19 protein-coding genes are annotated in these 17,649 nt (G+C 67.6%); 9 read left to right on the forward strand and 10 right to left on the reverse strand.

Translation table 11 applies throughout. The features are described from left to right. Window positions 1-37 precede the first annotated feature (37 nt). The 4 genes from Q8K84_RS09795 to Q8K84_RS09810 form a co-directional block, all read right to left on the reverse strand. The gene (locus Q8K84_RS09795; RefSeq protein ID WP_305282454.1) at window positions 38-2,578 is read right to left on the reverse strand and encodes a TonB-dependent receptor; all 2,541 of its coding nucleotides are present in this window, start codon (window positions 2,576-2,578) and stop codon (window positions 38-40) included. 134 nt (window positions 2,579-2,712) lie between these two features. Next, on the reverse strand, window positions 2,713-3,327 hold the full coding sequence (locus Q8K84_RS09800) for a TetR/AcrR family transcriptional regulator (RefSeq protein WP_305282455.1): 615 nt from the start codon (window positions 3,325-3,327) through the stop codon (window positions 2,713-2,715). Between the two features lie 72 nt (window positions 3,328-3,399). Beyond that, a complete protein-coding gene (ybaK, locus tag Q8K84_RS09805) occupies window positions 3,400-3,885 on the reverse strand; it encodes a Cys-tRNA(Pro) deacylase (RefSeq protein ID WP_305282456.1) in 486 nt (161 codons plus the stop codon). Between the two features lie 114 nt (window positions 3,886-3,999). Further along, window positions 4,000-4,416 (reverse strand): hypothetical protein, encoded by a 417-nt coding sequence (locus Q8K84_RS09810; RefSeq protein ID WP_305282457.1) that lies wholly within the window; start codon window positions 4,414-4,416, stop codon window positions 4,000-4,002. Between the two features lie 73 nt (window positions 4,417-4,489). On the opposite strand from Q8K84_RS09810, the gene Q8K84_RS09815 reads away from it, so the two are divergent. From Q8K84_RS09815 to Q8K84_RS09830, 4 genes are all read left to right on the forward strand, one after another. Continuing rightward, a complete protein-coding gene (locus Q8K84_RS09815; RefSeq protein WP_305282458.1) occupies window positions 4,490-5,470 on the forward strand; it encodes a YafY family protein in 981 nt (326 codons plus the stop codon). Between the two features lie 59 nt (window positions 5,471-5,529). Next, entirely contained in the window at window positions 5,530-6,117 is a 588-nt protein-coding gene (locus Q8K84_RS09820; protein ID WP_305282459.1) for an XRE family transcriptional regulator, read from the forward strand. Window positions 6,118-6,243: 126 nt separating this feature from the next. Further along, entirely contained in the window at window positions 6,244-7,407 is a 1,164-nt protein-coding gene (locus Q8K84_RS09825; RefSeq protein ID WP_305282460.1) for a tetratricopeptide repeat protein, read from the forward strand. Window positions 7,408-7,642: 235 nt separating this feature from the next. Then, window positions 7,643-8,083, forward strand: coding sequence for a response regulator (locus Q8K84_RS09830; protein ID WP_305282461.1), 441 nt, complete (start codon window positions 7,643-7,645; stop codon window positions 8,081-8,083). 64 nt (window positions 8,084-8,147) lie between these two features. On the opposite strand, the gene Q8K84_RS09835 is transcribed toward Q8K84_RS09830, so the two are convergent. Continuing rightward, window positions 8,148-8,489: a hypothetical protein gene (locus Q8K84_RS09835; protein ID WP_305282462.1), complete on the reverse strand. Its 342-nt coding sequence runs from the start codon at window positions 8,487-8,489 to the stop codon at window positions 8,148-8,150. 210 nt (window positions 8,490-8,699) lie between these two features. On the opposite strand from Q8K84_RS09835, the gene Q8K84_RS09840 reads away from it, so the two are divergent. Both Q8K84_RS09840 and Q8K84_RS09845 read left to right on the forward strand, forming a co-directional pair. Beyond that, on the forward strand, window positions 8,700-9,230 hold the full coding sequence (locus tag Q8K84_RS09840; protein ID WP_305282463.1) for a MarR family winged helix-turn-helix transcriptional regulator: 531 nt from the start codon (window positions 8,700-8,702) through the stop codon (window positions 9,228-9,230). Window positions 9,231-9,312: 82 nt separating this feature from the next. Continuing rightward, window positions 9,313-9,738 (forward strand): YbaN family protein, encoded by a 426-nt coding sequence (locus tag Q8K84_RS09845; RefSeq protein WP_305282464.1) that lies wholly within the window; start codon window positions 9,313-9,315, stop codon window positions 9,736-9,738. 27 nt (window positions 9,739-9,765) lie between these two features. Here Q8K84_RS09845 and Q8K84_RS09850 read toward each other — a convergent pair whose 3' ends face one another. Further along, window positions 9,766-10,482: an SDR family NAD(P)-dependent oxidoreductase gene (locus Q8K84_RS09850; RefSeq protein WP_305282465.1), complete on the reverse strand. Its 717-nt coding sequence runs from the start codon at window positions 10,480-10,482 to the stop codon at window positions 9,766-9,768. Between the two features lie 283 nt (window positions 10,483-10,765). Then, window positions 10,766-13,144 (reverse strand): DNA translocase FtsK, encoded by a 2,379-nt coding sequence (locus Q8K84_RS09855; RefSeq protein ID WP_305282466.1) that lies wholly within the window; start codon window positions 13,142-13,144, stop codon window positions 10,766-10,768. Window positions 13,145-13,302: 158 nt separating this feature from the next. Here Q8K84_RS09855 and Q8K84_RS09860 point away from each other — a divergent pair, with 158 nt between their 5' ends. After that, window positions 13,303-13,767, forward strand: coding sequence for a hypothetical protein (locus tag Q8K84_RS09860; RefSeq protein ID WP_305282467.1), 465 nt, complete (start codon window positions 13,303-13,305; stop codon window positions 13,765-13,767). Between the two features lie 26 nt (window positions 13,768-13,793). On the opposite strand, the gene Q8K84_RS09865 is transcribed toward Q8K84_RS09860, so the two are convergent. The 3 genes from Q8K84_RS09865 to Q8K84_RS09875 all read right to left on the reverse strand — a co-directional run bounded on the left by Q8K84_RS09865 (window position 13,794) and on the right by Q8K84_RS09875 (window position 16,129). Next, window positions 13,794-14,489, reverse strand: coding sequence for a DUF502 domain-containing protein (locus Q8K84_RS09865; protein ID WP_305282468.1), 696 nt, complete (start codon window positions 14,487-14,489; stop codon window positions 13,794-13,796). A 73-nt stretch (window positions 14,490-14,562) separates the two neighbouring features. Beyond that, on the reverse strand, window positions 14,563-15,450 hold the full coding sequence (locus tag Q8K84_RS09870; RefSeq protein ID WP_305282469.1) for a dienelactone hydrolase family protein: 888 nt from the start codon (window positions 15,448-15,450) through the stop codon (window positions 14,563-14,565). Between the two features lie 61 nt (window positions 15,451-15,511). Continuing rightward, the gene (locus tag Q8K84_RS09875) at window positions 15,512-16,129 is read right to left on the reverse strand and encodes an alpha-ketoglutarate-dependent dioxygenase AlkB (RefSeq protein ID WP_305282470.1); all 618 of its coding nucleotides are present in this window, start codon (window positions 16,127-16,129) and stop codon (window positions 15,512-15,514) included. Between the two features lie 20 nt (window positions 16,130-16,149). Here Q8K84_RS09875 and Q8K84_RS09880 point away from each other — a divergent pair, with 20 nt between their 5' ends. Both Q8K84_RS09880 and Q8K84_RS09885 read left to right on the forward strand, forming a co-directional pair. Continuing rightward, window positions 16,150-16,650, forward strand: coding sequence for a hypothetical protein (locus tag Q8K84_RS09880; protein WP_305282471.1), 501 nt, complete (start codon window positions 16,150-16,152; stop codon window positions 16,648-16,650). Between the two features lie 176 nt (window positions 16,651-16,826). Beyond that, window positions 16,827-17,649: Hsp70 family protein (locus tag Q8K84_RS09885; protein ID WP_305282472.1), on the forward strand; the 823-nt coding region annotated here is incomplete at its 3' end.

A 17,649-nucleotide genomic window follows, 5' to 3' on the forward strand; every position in this document is an offset into this window, starting at 1 on the left:
CGCACCGCCCTCAGAGCATTAGGTCGCCCGCTTGAATCTAGAAGCGGTACTGCAATTCCACACCAAAGGTGCGGGGGAAGTTGAGCTTCACCGTCTGACGGAAGGTGCCCAGCGCGGTCACCGAGCTCGGGGTGGAGCTTTGATAGGCCACCTCGTCCGTCGCGTTCTTCACATAGCCAATGATCGTGAAGCGATCATCGACGTCTTTCCAGAGCGCCCGCAGATCGACGTTTTCGTTCGACGGCGCCGTGTAGCGGGGCGACCCGAACACGCCGGTCTGCATGTCGTCGGTGTAGGTGTAGGTCACGCCCAGGGTCAGGCTGCCCGGGGTGAAGTCCATGGTGTAGTTGCCGCCCACATTGATCTTGTGTTCCGGCGTCATGGGCAGGCGGCTGCCGACGAGGTCCTGGTTGCGGCTGCCATTGGCCAGAGCCGCGCCGACCGGGCGGGCGCCCGGCTGGAGGGCCCGCGGGTCGTTGGTGTCGACGTAGCAGCAGCCTTCGGTGATCTCGGCGTTGATATAGGCGTAGCTGCCGAACAGCTGCAGGCCCTGCACCGGCGCCCACTGGCCCTCGACCTCAAGACCCCAGTTGCGGGCCTCCAGGTTCAGGAACTGCGTGCCCGTTGAGCCGGTGGTGGAGTTCAGGACCACGGTGAGCGGCGCCTGGAAGCCCTGGTAGTCGGCATAGAACAGCGCCGTGTTGAGCTGGAACACGCCGCCCCAGGTCTTCTTCAGACCCAGCTCGTAGTTGTCCACATACTCCGCATCGGCATAGGGGAAGGGCGTCAGGCCGTTGGAGGCGAGCCAGCCCCCGGACTTGTAGCCGCGGCTGTAGCGGAGATAGGCGTTGGTGCTGAAGTCCGGCTGCCATTGAACGCCGAGGGTGCCAGTGAAGGCGTCGTATTCAGCGCTCAGATCCCGCTCAAGCCCGCCGCCAGGGGCCGCGCGCAGGTTGTTGTAGAGCGGATTGGCCAGGCAGGTGGCGATGGTCGGCCCGCCGCAGACCACGAAGGTGGTGAAGTCGACCGCCAGGCCCTGGCCCACGGCGGCCGGAATGCCGCCGGCCGCCAACACGGTCGTGGTGGTGTTGGTCCGCGACACATAGCGGGCGAAGTCGGTGCCGGTCTTCTCGTCCTTCGACCAGCGGAGGCCCGCCGTCAGGGTCCATTCTTCGTTCAGGTCATAGTCGACCTGGCCGAACACGGCGTAGGAGTCGACCTCGAGCGTCCCGTCGACGAACAGGTAATTGCCATTCGGGTTGGGAGGCGCAAGGCCGCCCGTCGCCAGGTTGATCGGGTTCAGCATGGACGGGTCGCCCAGAACCCGCAGGCCCTGAGGCTGCGAATAGTTCTGGTGGTACTGATAGATACCCGTGATCCACTGCAACGGCCCGTCGGAGTTCGACGAGAGGTTGATCTCGTTGGAGTACCACTTCTGGTCTTCTTCATAGAAGAAGCGCTGGTTGGGCGAGATATTGGTCGCCGTATAGGCGCCGAACGGCGTGGCGGCGGGGATGCTATAATTGCCGCTCCGGGCCGAGCGATCCTCGTCGCCATTGGTGTTGTAGACATACTCCTGGTAGCCAGCCAGGTACTTGAGGGTCGCCCCGCCCAGGTCCCAGGTCAGGTCGAAGTGCAGGCGATGGTGATCGCTGAGCTTGCCTTCATTGGTCTGGTTGGTGTTGATCCTGTACTCGTCGGCGGTGCTCGGATTGATCCCGCCGAAGCCGAAGGTCGGATTGTAGTAGAGCGCCGAGTTGCCCAGGCCCGTGATCGAGGCCGTGTCGTAGGGCGAGATCACCGCCTCATGGACGTTGCCGACCCCGTAGCTGTCGTCCCAGTCGAACTTGGTGTAGCGCAGGCGGGCGACGATGTTCTCGCCCAGATCAGCTTCGACCTGAGCCTCAAACATCCAGCGCTTGACCGCGCTGGTGTCGCCGGCCGGGCCGACGTTCTCAATGAAGCCCTCTTCACGACGCTGCAGGGAGCCGCCAACCAGGACACGGAGACCCTCGGTCACCGGCCCGCTCATCAGCAGGTCGGTCTGCCAGGTGCCGTAATTGCCCACGGCGCCACGGAATTCGCCTTCGAACTCGTAGGCCGGCCGCTTGCCGATGATGTTCAGGGCGCCGCCGACGGAGTTGCGGCCATACAGGGTGCCCTGCGGCCCGCGCAGGATCTCGGTCCGTTCGATGAACAGGGACGGGGTCGAGGAGTCCGCCATCGAGTTGGAGAAGATGCCGTCGGAATAGAGCGCCACCGACGGATCGGTGCCGATGGCGTTGGTCAGGCGGCCAAAGCCCCGGATCGAGAGACGGTCATTGTTGGTGTAGGCCACGCTGGGCGAGTTCCGCGCCAGGTCCTCGACCGTGGCGATCCCTAGAAGGTCTCGCCGTTCGCTGGTGTAGGCCGTCACGGCGACGGGCACATCCTGCAGGCTCTGGTCGCGCCGCTCGGCGGTGACGACGAGCTCCTCGAGCATTGTGGCCTGTTGGGCCAGGGCAGGCGTTGCTGCGGCGATAGCCGCTGTTGAAGCGCCCATAATGAATAGGCTGCGCAAGCGCAGGATGTTGGTCATTGCTTTCCTCCCAGCCGCCGCAGGCTCTTGATTGGCCCGTCGTGCGTATTGATAAGGGTCAAGCTGGAACAGTCGAACACTGTTCGGATAGGTGAAAATTCATTAGGTGGCGCCAGCGCCCGTCACAGGCGAATTCAGGGCCGGGCGACCAGGGTTTCCAGGCCTGAAACCGCGTCGCGGACGGTCTCGGCGTCGAGTCGCCCCGGTCCGCCCCGGGCCAGAGCCAGGGCGGCGATTCCCCGGGCGCAGGCCCAGATCGCCTGCGCCACCTGACGGATCACCTCGGGGTCTGCGGCTGAATCGAAGTCCTGCGACACCGCCCGGACCAACTCGGAGAAGGCGGCGTTCTCGGCCTCCTCCACCTCTTCGCGCCGACCCACATCCCGCATCTCGTACATCAGCCCGTAGAGCGCCGGGCGGGCGTTTACAAAGCTCAGATAGGCCATACCGGCGACTCGAATTCCGCTTCGCCCGCTCCGCGCATCGGTCGCCGCGCGCAGGGCCTGCTCAAGGTCACGAAAGCCCTCAGCCGCCAATCCCGCGAGCAGGGCGTGCTTGTCAGCGTAGTGATAATAGACAGTGCCCAGGGCGACGCCGGTTCGCCGGGCGATGGCCCGCAGGCTCAGCGCCGAGGCGCCTTCGGACTCCAGCAGGGCGCTGGCCGCCGACGAAAGCTGAGAGCGGACATTGCCCACATGATAGCTGCGTCGTCGCGCCAGCACAGCCGAGGTGGTCGCCGTGGTCCCCATCTGCCCTCCGGGATGACGAGTGAACGATGGTAACCTACGCCCGTTGACGCAACGGCGCCAAAGCCTTTGCTTTCAGCCTCCGCCATCCCCGGCAAAGGACGCGGTCTGGGCGCTCAGCACCGCGACGAGATCGGCGGGGGCGAGCCGGATCTGCAATCCCCGCTGACCGCCGTTGACAAAGACCTGACGATGAACAAGGGCGGCTGCTTCGACGACCACAGGCAGGGGTCGCCGCTGACCCAGCGGACTTATGCCGCCGACCTTGTACCCGCTCGAACGCTCGGCGGCCTCGGGGGACATCATCTGGGCCGCCTTGCCGCCGACCGCCCGGGCCAGGCGCTTGAGCGAGGCCTCACCGTCGGATGGCAGCACGGCGCAATGGGGCTGCCCGTCCACCAGGAGCATCAGGGTCTTGAGCACCTGCGCCGGGTCCGCCCCCAGGCTGGCGGCGGCCTGCAAGCCTATGCGACCTGCCCCGGGGCGATAGTCGTAGACGTGCAGCACATAGGCGACGCCAGCGCGGTCAAGGGCGCGAGTGGCGGGTGTGGCTCTCGACATGGCCGGCCCCATGACCGGTCGGAGGACCAGGGTCAAGGCGTCGGCGCTGGGCAGGTGCGACGCCGGGCAGTCGGCCCTGGAACAGGGTGGGGACGAAGGGCGACCGCGGCGCGCTCATCGCCGGCCGCCCTGGACGGTGCGCAGGACGGGGCGGGCGCTCGGCGCATGCCAGAGATCCTCATCGTCCCAGGCGTCTTCCCACCAGTCGGGGCCGGCCTGCGCCTTGTGACGGAGGGGCGCATCGTCAATCACCCGCACCACCTCGCCCTCGGCCTCGTCCCAGACCACTGCAATGTCGAGGCTCCGGGCGGCCTCGGCGGCGTTCAGCCGGCCCGCTTCACGCAGTTCGGCCGCCCGGTAGGGAGACAGGGAACGACGGACCCGGCGCGGGGTCAGCCTGGTCTCCAGGTCGGCGTGGGTCAGGACCGCGGCGATCAGATCGGCCCCCGGCGCCTCGGGACGAGGGGCAAGGTCCAGAAGCGGGGCGTCCGAACTGGTCCGGCGGCGGGATGAGGTGCGGGCGGCGCGCATGGGAATCTCCGTTTCCACTCGACATCTGGACCCTGGGGCCTGGGTACGTCAGAATTGGACGTAGGAGACGTTCATGCGCCACGAAAAGGCCGCTCAGCTGCTGCAACTCGCCCGGGCCCTGGCCAGCACCGCCGAAGGCCTGACCCTGGACGAGATGGCCCAGGAGATCGGCGTGGGACGGCGCACGGCTGAGCGAATGCGTGACGCCCTGCGCGACCTCTTCCCGCAGTTCGAGGACATTGAGGACCCGCCCACCCGGCGCTTCCGCATCCCGGCGGGCCTGGACGCCCTGTTCCAGACCCCCGACGCCGAGGAGTTGGGCGCCCTGCGCGCCGCGGCCGAACAGTTTCGCGCCACAGGCGCCCGCGCCCGCGCCGCCGCCCTGGACCGGCTGGAGACCAAGGTGCTCTCAGCCATGCGGGCGCCAGCCCGGCGGAGGCTGGCGCCGGATCTCGAGGCCATGCTGCAGGCCGAGGCCATCGCCCTGTCCCCTGGCCCAAGGCCGTTCGAGGATGACACCGTGCTGCGTCAGGTGCGGGAGGCCATCGTCGGCCTCAAACGACTGACCTTCGCCTATATGGGCGGAAGCACGCCCGGGCGATCGCGGGAGGTCACGCCCCTTGGCCTGCTGTTTGGGCGCAGCAACTATCTTCTGGCCGCCGAGGGCGAAGGCGGCGAGCCGCGCACCTGGCGCCTGGACCGGCTGTCGGACGTGGCCGTGCTGGACCGCCCCGCCACGCCGCCGCAAGACTTCTCCCTGGCGGCCTTTGTCGACCGAAGCTTCGGGATCTATCAGGACGACGTGGAGACGGTGCGCCTGAAGGTCCGACCCCATGGCGCCGAGGAGGCCCTGGGCTGGCGCTTCCATTCGACCCAGGAAGTGACCCCCCAGCCGGACGGGTCGGTGCTGATCGTCTTTCACGCCAGCGGCATGCGGGAACTGGCCTGGCACCTGTTCAGCTGGGGCGACAAGGTGGAGATCCTTGGCCCTCAGCGGTTGAAAGACATGATGGCTGAGCAACTCAGCTTGGCCTTGGCGGTTCATCAGGCTTAAGCAGAACCGTCGCCTTCGGATCACCCCCTCTCCGCCCTCCGGCCCCGGAAGACGTTCTGATGACCACCCGCCTGTCAGCGGCCGCCGGGGCGGCGATACGAAGGCTACGGCGCGACAGGGGCTGGACCCTGTCCGACCTGAGCGCTCGGTCCGGCGTGCCCCTGTCCAGTCTCTCCAAGGTGGAGCTGGGTCAGACCTCGCTCGGCTATGAGGTGCTGATCCGCCTCTGCCGGGCCCTTGGCGTGGAGATCGATCACCTGCTCGGCCCCAATGCGACGCCGGTCGCCCCGCATCCTGCGGCCCGTCGCGCCGTGATCCGCGCGGGCGAGGGAGAGGCCTGTGATCTCGGCGGCATGTCGGGTCTGGCTGGGGCGACGGAGCTCCTGCGGCGCAGCCTGACGCCGGTGATCCTGGAGGTCGTGGAGACGACACAGACCGGCGGCCTGCTGAGGGCGCCCGGCGAGGCCTATCTGCTGGTGCTTGCGGGCCAGGCGGTCATGCACTCCGACGCCTACGCCCCGCTGCCCCTCCACCTGGGCGACGGGGTCTATTTCGACGCTGAGATGGGCTTCACCTTGACGACCGGTGGGGAGACTCCAGCCAAGGTGCTGCTGCTCCACCAGGGCGAGTGCGTCCGCGAAGACTAGGATGGAATCTCAGGGGGATTCGCCAAACCCCTTTACACGCCCATCTCGGGTCATCCTTTCATCTTGTCAAATCTGTCTTTCCAACCGACCTTCAGATGTCCTGAATCTTCGCCTCGGTGCGAGCCTATGCATCTGACTGTCCTTGGCGCCGCGACCGCCTTCGTCCTGGGAATTCTGATAGGGGGGCCGGTCAACGCCGCCACCCCCCAGGCCGAGGCGAGCTTTCGGGCCGGACAGCAGGCGGCGGGCCGTTCCGATGCGGTGACGGCCCGGCGGGAGTATGAGCGCGCCTGCGACAGCGGCCATCTGAGCGCCTGCACCCTGCTCGCCGCCAGGGTCGCCGACGGCGTGGGCGGTCCGGCCGATCCCCGACGCGCCCGCCAGCTGTTCGCCAAGGCTTGCGTGGTGAACATCGCCTGGAGCGCGGCCTCGGTGGCTGACGCCTGCCTCCTCCTGGGCGACATGTACATGGAGGGGGAAGGCGGGCCAAAGCAGCCAGCGCGCGCAGCCTACCTCTATGCGAGAGCCTGCGACATCGGGGCGTGGGAAGCTTGCGACGCCCTGGCGGTCTTGATGGCCGATGGGGAGGTGATTCCGCTCAACGCCGACGACATGGTGGCGACGATTGTGACCCGGGCCTGCGCAACGGCCGACCTCGAACACTGCGAAGAGTTCTACGAGGCTGGACTGATCGCCCCTGGCCAAACCTCCGCCTACGCCGGCGCCTTGCAGACCTTCAGGGACGCCCACAGGCAGCCGGCCGGCACGCCGCCATCCCGGAAGAAGGCGCTGCTGACCCAGGCCTGTGATGGCGGTATGGCGCGAGCCTGCGCCCGGGCGGCCTGGGAGTGGCAGCACGGTTTCCAAAACATGCCCGTCGACCCGCAGCAGGCGCTCCGGCTCTATCTGCTCGCCTGCGCTCTGGGCGACGGGGCCGCCTGCGATGAGGTCGGCGACGCGCTGCGCATGGGGTCTGGCGTCCCCAAAAATCTTGCGGACGCCGCAGACGCCTACAGCTTCTCCTGCCAGGCCGCCTATCCACCCGGATGCAGGTCGCTGGCGGCGATGCACCAGCGGGGGGATATCGCCGCCGACCTGCCCCTGGCGCGGGCACTGGAGCGATTCGTCTGCGAGTCAGGCTGGGGCTGCGTCTCCTATGCCGACATGCTGACACGTGGACTTGGCGGCCCCCCAGATCGGGCGCGCGCCCGACAGGTGCTGCAGGCTGAGTGTGACGATGTGGCCTTCTCCAGCTCCGCCTGCGAGGTCCTCGCGCGGCTTGGAGGCTAGAGCCAAGTCCGCCCGCGCGGGGCCGCCCAAAGCGTGGACGTCGACATCCTTCCGGATGGCTCGACACCGATACTTCTTTCGATGGGCCCCTCGCGGCGCCGCACCGCAGCATCTTGCCCGCGACCTCGGATTCTCATATTAGAGAAGTTCTCGGATTAACCGTATTTTTGGTCACGTCTGCGAAACAGATGTGAGGAGTTCTCCTCCCTGTCACTGCCCGGAGCCATCGCCCGCCATGTTGGCCGCCCATCCTGCCCAGGCCATCCGCATGTCGGGTCCTGAGATTCGGCAAGCGCCTCAGCAGGTTCAGGGCGCGACGCGCATCCTGGTGGTCGATGACTCGCCGGTCATCCGTCTGCTGCTGGAGGACGTGCTGAGCGCCGTTGGCTACGAAGTCCGGGTGGCTGAAGACGGAGCGAGCGCCCTATCGATGATGTCGGCCCGTCGTCCGGATATCATCCTGACAGATCTCAACATGCCACACATGGACGGGTTTGCTCTGTTGGCCGCCATCCGCGCCTGCCCGGCCTTCGCCGATCTGCCGGTGGTGATCATTTCCAGCGAAGACGCGGAAGCCAAGCAGGCCCGGGGCCGCGCCGAGGGCGTGGCCGGCTGGATCGTGAAACCCTTCGAGCCGGCCGAACTGATCGAGGCCCTCTGGCGGCTCGAGGTCTGACCCACGCGCCGAACCCGGGCGCAGGCGGCTGAGAGACGCGCGGCTTCCACAGAGGCGTCTGCCGTCAGCCCGAAACTCGCTGGCGTTCGTCCTGCGGCTCATCCCCGTCAAGGTCGGCCGCCCACGCCACCAGGGCGCGCTCCAGGTCCCTCGCCAAGGCGGACTCAGAGCGGCCCAGCGCCTGAACGCGCCCCGCCTGATCGAACAGGTCAGACTGACGCTCATCCTTCAGGCCCAATTCTTCGGGTCCCAAGGCCCGAGCCAGGGCGGTGTGGGCGGAGGGCGACAAGGTCGCGACGGCCGAGGCCACGGCTCGGCCATAGGCGGTCAAGCGCTCTACGTCGCTCTGCAATTGGGTGAGCTGACGACGAAGGTCGTCAAGGCCCGCCTCCGGCGGTCCACGCATGGAAACCTCTGTTCAAGATATCGGCCGGGCGGTCTCGCGCTGGGAGCGCCCGCGCGGCGACCGCGTAACGGCGTCATGTGACTGTTGGCGCCCACCTAGGGGCGGCCAGCTGGGCTGTCAAGATATATGTGCGTTTGCACCATTTGCATATGCGACTTGTGCGATCTGGCGAAGCCGTGCTTTTTTGCGCCGGGGGGAGACCTGCGTTCTATGACCAAACCCAAGGCTGATCTGAGGTCTATGGACACCGAGGGTGAATTTGGCCTCGATGTGCCGGAGTACTTTTTCTACCTTTTGTTTCAAGCCGTGCGACGCCGTGACGCGGCCTTTGAGAAGGCGCTTGCGCCCCTCGATCTGAGCCTTGGCCAGTGGCGCGCCATCTCCACCGTCCGGCGGTTCGGCGCATGCGCGATGTCAGACCTTGCCGCCTTCACAGCGGTCGACCGGACCACCCTGACCCGCAGCGTCGACCAGTTGGTGCGCCGCGACCTGATGATCCGCACGACGCCGGCCACTGACCGCCGCCAGGTCCACCTGACCCTGACGGATCAGGGACAGGGCGTGTACGACAAGGCCGTGGATCAGTTGCTGGTCTTCAACCGCGACGCCCTGGCTGGCGTCGAAGGCGACCGGCAGCGGGAGATCAGCCGGGGCCTGGCCACGGTGATACGGAACCTGTCCCCCGATTCCCGGGTGGCCGAGGCCCTGATCCGGTTCGAACCCAACCTGATGCGCGGCTGATCGCTCGCTCACGGCGGTCTGGATGAGGCGCCCCGGCGTCTTTTCTGCGACTCCCTCGCAAGGGCTGTGGCATGATTGACCCATGTCGGCGCCCAGCGATCCTGCAGAACCGCACGAGGAGGACGCTGCGACGCCCCGCCCCCTCGCCCCGGCTGCGACCCTGTTCTATCGGGCCCTGGGCCTGGTCGCCGTGGGCCTCGGAACTCTAGGGGTCTTTCTGCCGCTTCTGCCCACGACCATTTTTCTGATCATAGCCGCCTGGGCCTTTGGCAAGAGCGCCCCCAAACTCCGGGCGAGGCTCTATGCGCACAAGCGGTTCGGCCCGACCCTGCGGGCCTGGGACCGGCATGGGGCCATCCCGGCGCGGGCCAAGTTGGCGGCCGTGATCGGCATGGGCCTCAGTCTGGTGATGGTGATGCTGACGGCGACCAGCCTCTGGGTTCCCATGGGAACGGGCGTGATCCTGACCTTGTGCGCCCTCTATGTCCTGACCCGTCCGTCAGCCTGACCGGCGCCCCTGCCGCCTGACCCAGCCTCACCATGGGATGGGCTGGCCATCCCATGCGAAAAAGCCGCCACTGTCAGCCGGCGTCAGTCCGGCCAGAACCGCCAACAGCCGCTCGGCGGCGAAGTCAGGGGTGAACAGTTTCTCGGCGCTGACCCCGCTCTGGAAAGGGGCACTCAGGCCGGTGTCCACCGTGCCAGGGTGCAGAGCGACACAGATGGCCTGGGGCCGCTGCCGCGCCAGTTCCACGGCCAGGGTCCGGATCAACTGGTTGAGGGCGGCCTTGGAGGCGCGATAGCCATACCACCCCCCAAGGCTGTTATCGCCAATACTGCCGACCCGTGCCGACAGGGCGGCGAAGACGCAGGCCTGGTCCCGGGGCAGTCGGGGCAGAAAGTGCTTGGCCGCAAGGGCCGGTCCGATGGCGTTGTCGAGGAAGGCCGCCGTCAGCGCCTCGGCGTCAAGATACCGCCAGGACTTCTCCGGGGTCCGCCCGGCCGCGCTCAGCCGCCCGGTGGCCACCAGCACCATGTCGAGGGGGACGTCAGGATCCAGGGCGGCGGCGGCCGCCGCGATCGTCGGTTCATCCCCGAGGTCGAGGGGGCCCCATGTCACCCCTTCGGGAAGGTTGTCCGGGCGGGTTCGGGACAGGGCCAGGACCGGCCCCGCCTCCGGGCGGGCGGCCAGCCGCGCAATCAGCGCTGAACCAATGCCGCCGCTGGCGCCGATGACGACCCTCGCACCCATTTGCCCGGCTCCCGGAGACAAAAACCCTGCAGTCGCTACGCGCGCCACCGGGCGATTGATGCGGCCGAATGCCGGTCAGACCCCATTTCAGGGCGCCAAAAGGTCGCAGGCGGTTGAATTTTTACCCGGCAATCCAATCTGTTGGAGGCGCGAGACGGCGTCCCCCCACGACTGTTGAAAGACAGTTGCCGTTTCGCGCAGGGCGCGCCGGGCGTGAGACTGAGACGCTTCTCTCCCCCCAAGCCCCGTCCGGACTTCGTCGGGCGCGCCCACCCCCATCGGCCTATGGCGGCGCGCCAGCCAGGATTTCGCGCTTGCCCGCATGGTTGGCGGGACTGACCACACCTTCCTGCTCCATCCGCTCAATGAGCGAGGCCGCCCGGTTGTAGCCGATCTGCAACCGGCGTTGGACATAGCTGGTCGAGGCCTTGCCGTCCCGGGTGACCACCGCCACCGCCCGGTCATAGAGGTCATCCCCAGACCCGCCGCCGGCCCCGACGTCATCCCCGCCGCCATCCTCGTCATCCCCGCCGGCGGTGACGTCCTCGACATATTGCGGCGCGCCCTGGGCGCGCAGGAACTTGGCCACCGCCTCGACCTCCTCGTCGGAGACGAAGGGGCCGTGCAGACGGGTGATGCGTCCGCCGCCGGCCATATAGAGCATGTCGCCCTGCCCCAGCAGCTGCTCGCCGCCCTGCTCCCCGAGGATGGTGCGGCTGTCGATCTTCGAGGTGACCTGGAAGGAGATCCGGGTCGGGAAGTTGGCCTTGATGGTGCCGGTGATCACGTCCACCGACGGGCGTTGCGTGGCCATGATCAGGTGGATGCCGGCCGCCCGGGCCATCTGGGCCAGGCGCTGGACCGCGCCTTCCACGTCCTTACCCGCCACCATCATCAGGTCGGCCACCTCGTCGATGACCACCACCAGATAGGGCATCGGCTTGGGGTCGATGCGTTCGCTCTCATAGACCGGGCGGCCGGACTCGTCGAAGCCGGTCTGGACGGTGCGCTCGAAATGCTCGCCCTTGGCCGCAGCCTCCTTGGCGCGCTCATTATACGAGGCGACGTTGCGTACGCCGATCTTGGACATCAGACGATAGCGGTCCTCCATCTCGCGCACGGTCCATTTCAGCGCGACGATGGCCTTCTTCGGGTCGGTTACGACCGGCGCCAGCAGGTGCGGAATCCCGTCATAGACCGACAGCTCCAGCATCTTCGGATCGATCATGATGAACCGGCACTGGTCCGGGGCCAGGCGGTAGAGGATCGACAGGATCATGGCGTTGACGCCGACCGACTTGCCCGAGCCGGTGGTGCCGGCGATCAGCAGGTGGGGCATCTTGGATAGGTCGGCGATATAGGGCTCGCCGCCGATGTTCTCGCCGAGCGCCATGGGCAGGGCGAGGGTCGAGCGTTCGTATTCCGGGCTGGCCAGCAGGTCGCGCAGATAGACGGTCTCGCGCTTCTGATTGGGCAGCTCGATGCCGATGGCGTTGCGGCCGGGCACCACGGCGACCCGGCAAGCCGCGACGCTCATGGAGCGGGCGATATCGTCCGACAGGGCCACCACGCGGGCCGACTTCACCCCGGGCGCGGGCACCAGCTCATAGAGGGTGACCACGGGGCCAGGACGGATCTGGTCGATCTGTCCGCGGACGCCGAACTCGGCCAGCACGCCCTCCAGCAACTGGGCGTTCTGGCGAAGGGCCCCCTCGTCGAAGGCCGCGGCCCGCGGCTTGGGCTTGGCCAGCATGGAAAGCTCGGGCAGCGAGAAGCCGTCGGGGCGGACAAAATCGAACACCCCCTGGTTCTCGCGGGTCTCGCGGGAGGAATCGCGCGGCGGGGTCTTGGGCGCGCGGATGCTCAGTCCCGTGGCGGGTTCGGCGGCCTCCGGCTCCGACTCTGGGGCGAGCGACGGGGAAACGCCGGGTGCGGTCCCCAGGGCCTGGGGCGGAATTTCAGCCGTCCGGGCGGCGCGACGGGCCCGGGCCGGGGCGGGGGGCGGCGGCGCCTCGATCTCGACCTTGGGGCCAGGAGTGAGCGCCTGGGCCACGCCCTCAGCAAGGACTGACAGGTTCAGGCGCCGGACTCCGAGGGCGAAGGCCAGGGCTGCGGCGCCGGCGATCCCGAGACTGAGGGCCGCGAGAGGCCGCGCGGCCGGAATCCGGGCGAAGTCGAGCAGGCCGGCTAGGCCCGCCAGCACCCCATGACCCCAGAAACCACCCAGACCCTTGGCCAGAGGCCAGGCGGAGGGCGGCGCGGGCCAGGCCAGCAGGGCGGCCAGGCCTAGAACCCCCACAAGACCGACAACCGCGCGGCGACGCAGATCAGCGCGGCTCGCATCGGGATCGGGTGAAAGGGCCCGGGAGAGGCCAAACAGCACCATCATCAGCGCCGTCAGGGCCGCCGTCAGGCCGAGAGACTGTATGGCGATGTCCGCGATCGTCGCGCCCGGGCCGCCCAGCACGTTCAAAGGCGGGTGTGCGGTCGCCGCATTGAGGCTGGGATCAGTGGCGTTGTAGGTGGCCAGGGCCAGAGCCACAGCCACGCCGACAGCCGCCAGCAGCCCCCCACGCAGGCGCGCGGTCAGGGGATGGGTCCAAGCGAGACGGGCGATATGCAGCCCGAGCTCCAGACCAGATTTTCTCGCCGCCCGCGCCATGGGGCCTCCAAATCGACTGGCGCCCATCTATGGCGGCGGAGGGTTAAGAGGCGTTTACCCGCGCGGCCCTGGTCGGATTGCGGCGCGTGACCTGGCCAGACCTTCAAGGGTGATGATCGCGCTTCCGCTTCGCGCCGCACCGCACTAGGTTTCGAGCCATGTGGACCGTCCCCCAACCCGTTCTGCGCTTCGTGGCGCTGCTTCTGCTGGCCTGCGCGGCCGGCGCCTTCTTCCTGGGCGTCCTGGGCGCCGAGCCGCGCGGGGGCCGCCTGCCTGGAGAGACCGTCGCCGAAGGCGCGGGGGCTGCCCCTGTGGTGGCCACGGAGGCCCAGGCCTTGGACGTCGAAGGCGCCGCTCCACCGCCGGTGGACTCGGTCGCCCAAACCCCAACGCAGACGGCGTCTGCTCCGCAGACTGCTTCGGCTGACCCCCAGGTCCCGGCCCTGCAGCTCCCCGATGAGCCAACGCCTACGCCACAGCCCCCCACGGCGGCGGCTCCATCGAAGGCTCCCGTCACTCCACCGGCCCCCAAGGCGCCGGCGCCCAAGGCCCCGGCTCCCGCCCAAGGTGGCGATGCGATCGGCGACCTGGTGGACGGGCTGAGCGAGCAGCCGCCCTTCTGAGGCGCAGCGCCGGCGCGGAACGCGTCCTATGCCGCCGGTGGCGCTTCTTCGGGAGGGCGCGGCCCGAGATCGGCCAAGGGCGGACGGCCCTTGTCGCGATACTTGATCGACTCTGGCGCCGTCACCCCGGCCGAGACAATGAACTGGATCGCCTCATTCAGGGTCCAGTCGAGCCAGACCAGCCGATTGACCGGCACGATTTCCACATAGCCTGAGGTGGGGTTGGGAGTCGTCGGCACATAGACCGCCGCCAACTCTTCGCCGGTGTCAGCGGCGCGAAATATCTGGGTGACCAGGCCGACTGTCTTCATTTCTTCGGACGGAAACTCGATCAGCACCACCTTCTGGGCCTGTTCCATGGGCGACTGAAAACTGGCGATCAGCTTCTGGGCCGACGAATAGATGGTGCGCCCGATCGGGATCCGGCTGATGGCGTCATCCACCGCGCGGCCGACCGCCTTGCCCGCCGCCCCCCGGGCCAGCGTGCCCACCACTGTCAGAATGATCACTGCGGTGAAGATCTCCAGCACCGTCGTGGCCACGCCGGGTTCGCTACCACCCCATGCGGTCAGCGGCCGGATCACCAACGCGCCCAGCAGGGCCGCCAGCTTGGCCAGCAGCCAGAGCGCCCAGACGGTTAAGGCCAGAGGGGCCAAGGTGATGGCGCCCACAGCCAACGTCTGAGGCCAGCGGATCAGGAACTGTCGAAGGGCGGGATCCATGGGCTGCGACTCTCGTATCAAATGCGTCAGACGTACCTAAACGCAGCCGCAGCCCTTCGGAACCATGCCCGGCTTATGCCCCGCCCGGCGCGACCCCATGGGCCGCGAAATGCGCGAGCATCCGAGCCCAGCCATCCTTGGCCGCTTCGGCGTCATAGGCGGAGCGATAGTCAGCGTGGAAGCCGTGCTGGGAGTCCGGATAGACGACGATGGCGCTGTCGGTTTTGCCGGCCGCGGCGAGGGCCGCCTGCATCTGCTCCACATGCTCCAGAGGGATGCCCTGGTCCTTGCCGGCATAGAGGCCGAGCACCGGCGCAGAGAGGTCCTCGGCCATGTCCACCGGCCACTGACGTTCGTCGGCCGGCGCGTCAGCGGGGCGAGCCAGACGTCCGTACCAGGCGACGCCGGTCTTGAAGAGGTTCAGGCGCTGGCAGGCCTGCCAGGTGATGTTGCCCCCCCAGCAGAACCCCGTGATCGCCGCGGCGTCTCCCTGGGCGTAGTCCTGGGCCTTCAGGAAGGCCAGGGCCGCCGACAGGTCCCCCATCACCTGCTCATCGGTGGCTGTGGCCACGATCTTGCGGATCTCGGCATAGTCGGTGAGGCCGGAAGGGTCGCCGGCGCGGGCGAAGAAGTCCGGGGCCATGGCGACATAGCCCAGCAGGGCCAGCCGGCGGCAGACATCGCGGATGTACTCGTGGACCCCGAAGATCTCCGAAACGACGATGACCACCGGATAGGCCCCGTCGGCCGCGGGCCTGGCCAGATAGGCGGGGATCTGGGCGTCGGCTGGCGACAGCTGCACCGTCTCGGTGATCAGGCCGGTCTCTGGCGTCGTGATCGGTTCAGCCTGGGCCGACAGCGCAAAGACGGCGTAGCCGCCCAGTGCGGCGACCGCCAGGCCCCGGCGCGACAGGTTGAGATCGGACGACTTGGTCCCCTCGGGGCGGGTGAGCGTGGTCATGGACGTCCTCCATTATCGGTTTGCCGTGATCCTGCGGGCGGGGCGCCGGGGAGTCCAGGGTTCAGCCCGGCGCAGGACCTGCGCGCCGCAGGGTGAGATTGATACGGCCTCCGCCTGGAACCAGACGCGAGGAGCCGGCCAGCACCCGGTCGATCCCATGGTGGGCCAACCGCGCTGGCCCGGACAGGACGCAGGCGTCGCCCGAGGCCAGCCGAACCGAAGCGGTCGGATCGCGGCGGCTAAGCCCCCCCAGGCGAAACACCGCCGTATCGCCCAGTGAGACCGACAGCACCGGAAAGGCGAAGTCCGCCTCGTCCCTGTCCTGGTGCAGTCCCATGCGGGCGCTGTCCCGATAGAGATTGACCAGACAGGCGTCGGGCGGGGCGTCGGCCGTCGTCAGGTCCGCCCATAGCGCCAGCAACGCCGCTGGAATGTCGGGCCAGGGGTGGCCGGTCAGCGGGTGGGCGCCCTGGTAGCGATATCCCTTGGCGTCAGTCACCCAGCCCAGGGCGCCGAAATTGGTCATCTCCACGCTCATGGGTTTCCCGCCTGGCGTCACGGGCCGGTAGAAGGGCGCCGTCTCCACACGGGTTAGAACCTCGACCAGCAGGGCGGCCTGATCCCCCGCGCTCAGGGCGGCGGGGACGAGACGAAATCCGGTCTGTGAGAGAGGCGCCATCTGGTCCCATATAGGACGGCATGATCCCACTCGCCCGCATGAAACCCCTCACCCTGCGCGCCCTCACCGACGGGGAGGTCGCCCTGGGCCGGGAGGTGTTCGGCGATGGCCTGGAGCCTCGCCGTATCCGTATTCTGTCCCTGCCGATCTGGCCGCGGGCCTTCGCGGCCGGCTCACGGCTGATGGTCTATCCACTCAAGGCCGCGGCGCAGGACTTCTCCCAGGCGCCGCTCGGGCTGCAGGGGCTCTTCATCCACGAACTGACCCATGTCTGGCAGGCCCAGCGGGGGGTGGGACTGATCTGGGCCAAGCTGCGATGCGGTGATGGCCCACAGGCCTACGCCTATGACCTTGCGTCAGGGCACAGCTTTGACGACCTCAATATTGAGCAACAGGCCATGGTTGTGCAGCACGCCTTCCTGGCGAGCCGCAGCGCCAGGACCCCCTTTCCGGCCCTGGCCTATGGTGTTTTTCTCGCCGGATTCGACCTGTCCCGCCGCGATAAACCCCGGAAACTTTAGGGGCATTGGACTTGTAGCGGCTATCAGGAGCCCCATATCGCGACTCGACGGCGGCGCCCTCTTTAGGCTAACCGCCCGAGACCCTTTTTCGACCGGGGGCGGTGACAAGAACCGGGGCGCTTCACTAGAAGGCCCTCCACGCGCCGTCCGCCAACCAGGAGCGAGCAGGACTCGATATGAGCAAGATTATCGGCATCGACCTCGGCACCACCAATTCGTGCGTCGCCATCATGGACGGCAAGACGCCGAAAGTGATCGAGAACGCCGAAGGCGCCCGGACCACCCCCTCGGTGGTCGCTATCCTCGACGACGGCGAACGCCTCGTCGGCCAGCCGGCCAAGCGCCAGGCGGTCACCAACCCGTCCAACACCCTTTTCGCCATCAAGCGCCTGATTGGCCGCCAGTATGGGGATCCGACGGTGGAGAAGGACAAGGGCATGGTGCCCTATGAGATCGTCAAGGGTCCCAGCGGCGACGCCTGGGTTCGGGCCCACGACAAGGATTACTCCCCCCAGCAGATCTCGGCTTTCATCCTTCAGAAGATGAAGGAAGCCGCCGAGCAGCACCTGGGCGAGAAGGTCGAGAAGGCGGTCATCACCGTCCCGGCCTATTTCAACGACGCCCAGCGTCAGGCCACCAAGGACGCCGGCAAGATCGCCGGCCTGGAAGTCCTGCGGATCATCAACGAGCCCACCGCTGCGGCGCTGGCCTATGGCCTTGAGAAGAACGACGGCAAGAAGATCGCCGTCTACGACCTGGGCGGCGGCACCTTCGACGTCTCGATCCTGGAGATCGGCGACGGCGTCTTCGAGGTGAAGGCCACGAACGGCGACACCTTCCTGGGCGGGGAAGACTTCGACCTGCGGATCGTCAACTATCTGGCTGACGAGTTCAAAAAAGAGAACTCCGTTGACCTGCGCAAGGACAAGCTGGCCCTGCAGCGCCTGAAGGAAGAGGCCGAGAAGGCCAAGAAGGAGCTGTCCTCGACCGCCCAGTACG

Source organism: Phenylobacterium sp. (assembly GCF_030679875.1).
Lineage (GTDB): Bacteria > Pseudomonadota > Alphaproteobacteria > Caulobacterales > Caulobacteraceae > Phenylobacterium.

Excerpts from the sequence above, each read along its gene's own strand:
- Q8K84_RS09795 (WP_305282454.1), bottom strand. The coding sequence starts at position 2,578 with ATGACCAACATCCTGCGCTTGCGCAGCCTATTCATTATGGGCGCTTCA.
- Q8K84_RS09800 (WP_305282455.1), bottom strand. The coding sequence starts at position 3,327 with ATGGGGACCACGGCGACCACCTCGGCTGTGCTGGCGCGACGACGCAGC.
- ybaK (WP_305282456.1), bottom strand. The coding sequence starts at position 3,885 with ATGTCGAGAGCCACACCCGCCACTCGCGCCCTTGACCGCGCTGGCGTC.
- Q8K84_RS09810 (WP_305282457.1), bottom strand. The coding sequence starts at position 4,416 with ATGCGCGCCGCCCGCACCTCATCCCGCCGCCGGACCAGTTCGGACGCC.
- Q8K84_RS09815 (WP_305282458.1), top strand. The coding sequence starts at position 4,490 with ATGCGCCACGAAAAGGCCGCTCAGCTGCTGCAACTCGCCCGGGCCCTG.
- Q8K84_RS09820 (WP_305282459.1), top strand. The coding sequence starts at position 5,530 with ATGACCACCCGCCTGTCAGCGGCCGCCGGGGCGGCGATACGAAGGCTA.
- Q8K84_RS09825 (WP_305282460.1), top strand. The coding sequence starts at position 6,244 with ATGCATCTGACTGTCCTTGGCGCCGCGACCGCCTTCGTCCTGGGAATT.
- Q8K84_RS09830 (WP_305282461.1), top strand. The coding sequence starts at position 7,643 with ATGTTGGCCGCCCATCCTGCCCAGGCCATCCGCATGTCGGGTCCTGAG.
- Q8K84_RS09835 (WP_305282462.1), bottom strand. The coding sequence starts at position 8,489 with ATGCGTGGACCGCCGGAGGCGGGCCTTGACGACCTTCGTCGTCAGCTC.
- Q8K84_RS09840 (WP_305282463.1), top strand. The coding sequence starts at position 8,700 with ATGACCAAACCCAAGGCTGATCTGAGGTCTATGGACACCGAGGGTGAA.
- Q8K84_RS09845 (WP_305282464.1), top strand. The coding sequence starts at position 9,313 with ATGTCGGCGCCCAGCGATCCTGCAGAACCGCACGAGGAGGACGCTGCG.
- Q8K84_RS09850 (WP_305282465.1), bottom strand. The coding sequence starts at position 10,482 with ATGGGTGCGAGGGTCGTCATCGGCGCCAGCGGCGGCATTGGTTCAGCG.
- Q8K84_RS09855 (WP_305282466.1), bottom strand. The coding sequence starts at position 13,144 with ATGGCGCGGGCGGCGAGAAAATCTGGTCTGGAGCTCGGGCTGCATATC.
- Q8K84_RS09860 (WP_305282467.1), top strand. The coding sequence starts at position 13,303 with ATGTGGACCGTCCCCCAACCCGTTCTGCGCTTCGTGGCGCTGCTTCTG.
- Q8K84_RS09865 (WP_305282468.1), bottom strand. The coding sequence starts at position 14,489 with ATGGATCCCGCCCTTCGACAGTTCCTGATCCGCTGGCCTCAGACGTTG.
- Q8K84_RS09870 (WP_305282469.1), bottom strand. The coding sequence starts at position 15,450 with ATGACCACGCTCACCCGCCCCGAGGGGACCAAGTCGTCCGATCTCAAC.
- Q8K84_RS09875 (WP_305282470.1), bottom strand. The coding sequence starts at position 16,129 with ATGGCGCCTCTCTCACAGACCGGATTTCGTCTCGTCCCCGCCGCCCTG.
- Q8K84_RS09880 (WP_305282471.1), top strand. The coding sequence starts at position 16,150 with ATGATCCCACTCGCCCGCATGAAACCCCTCACCCTGCGCGCCCTCACC.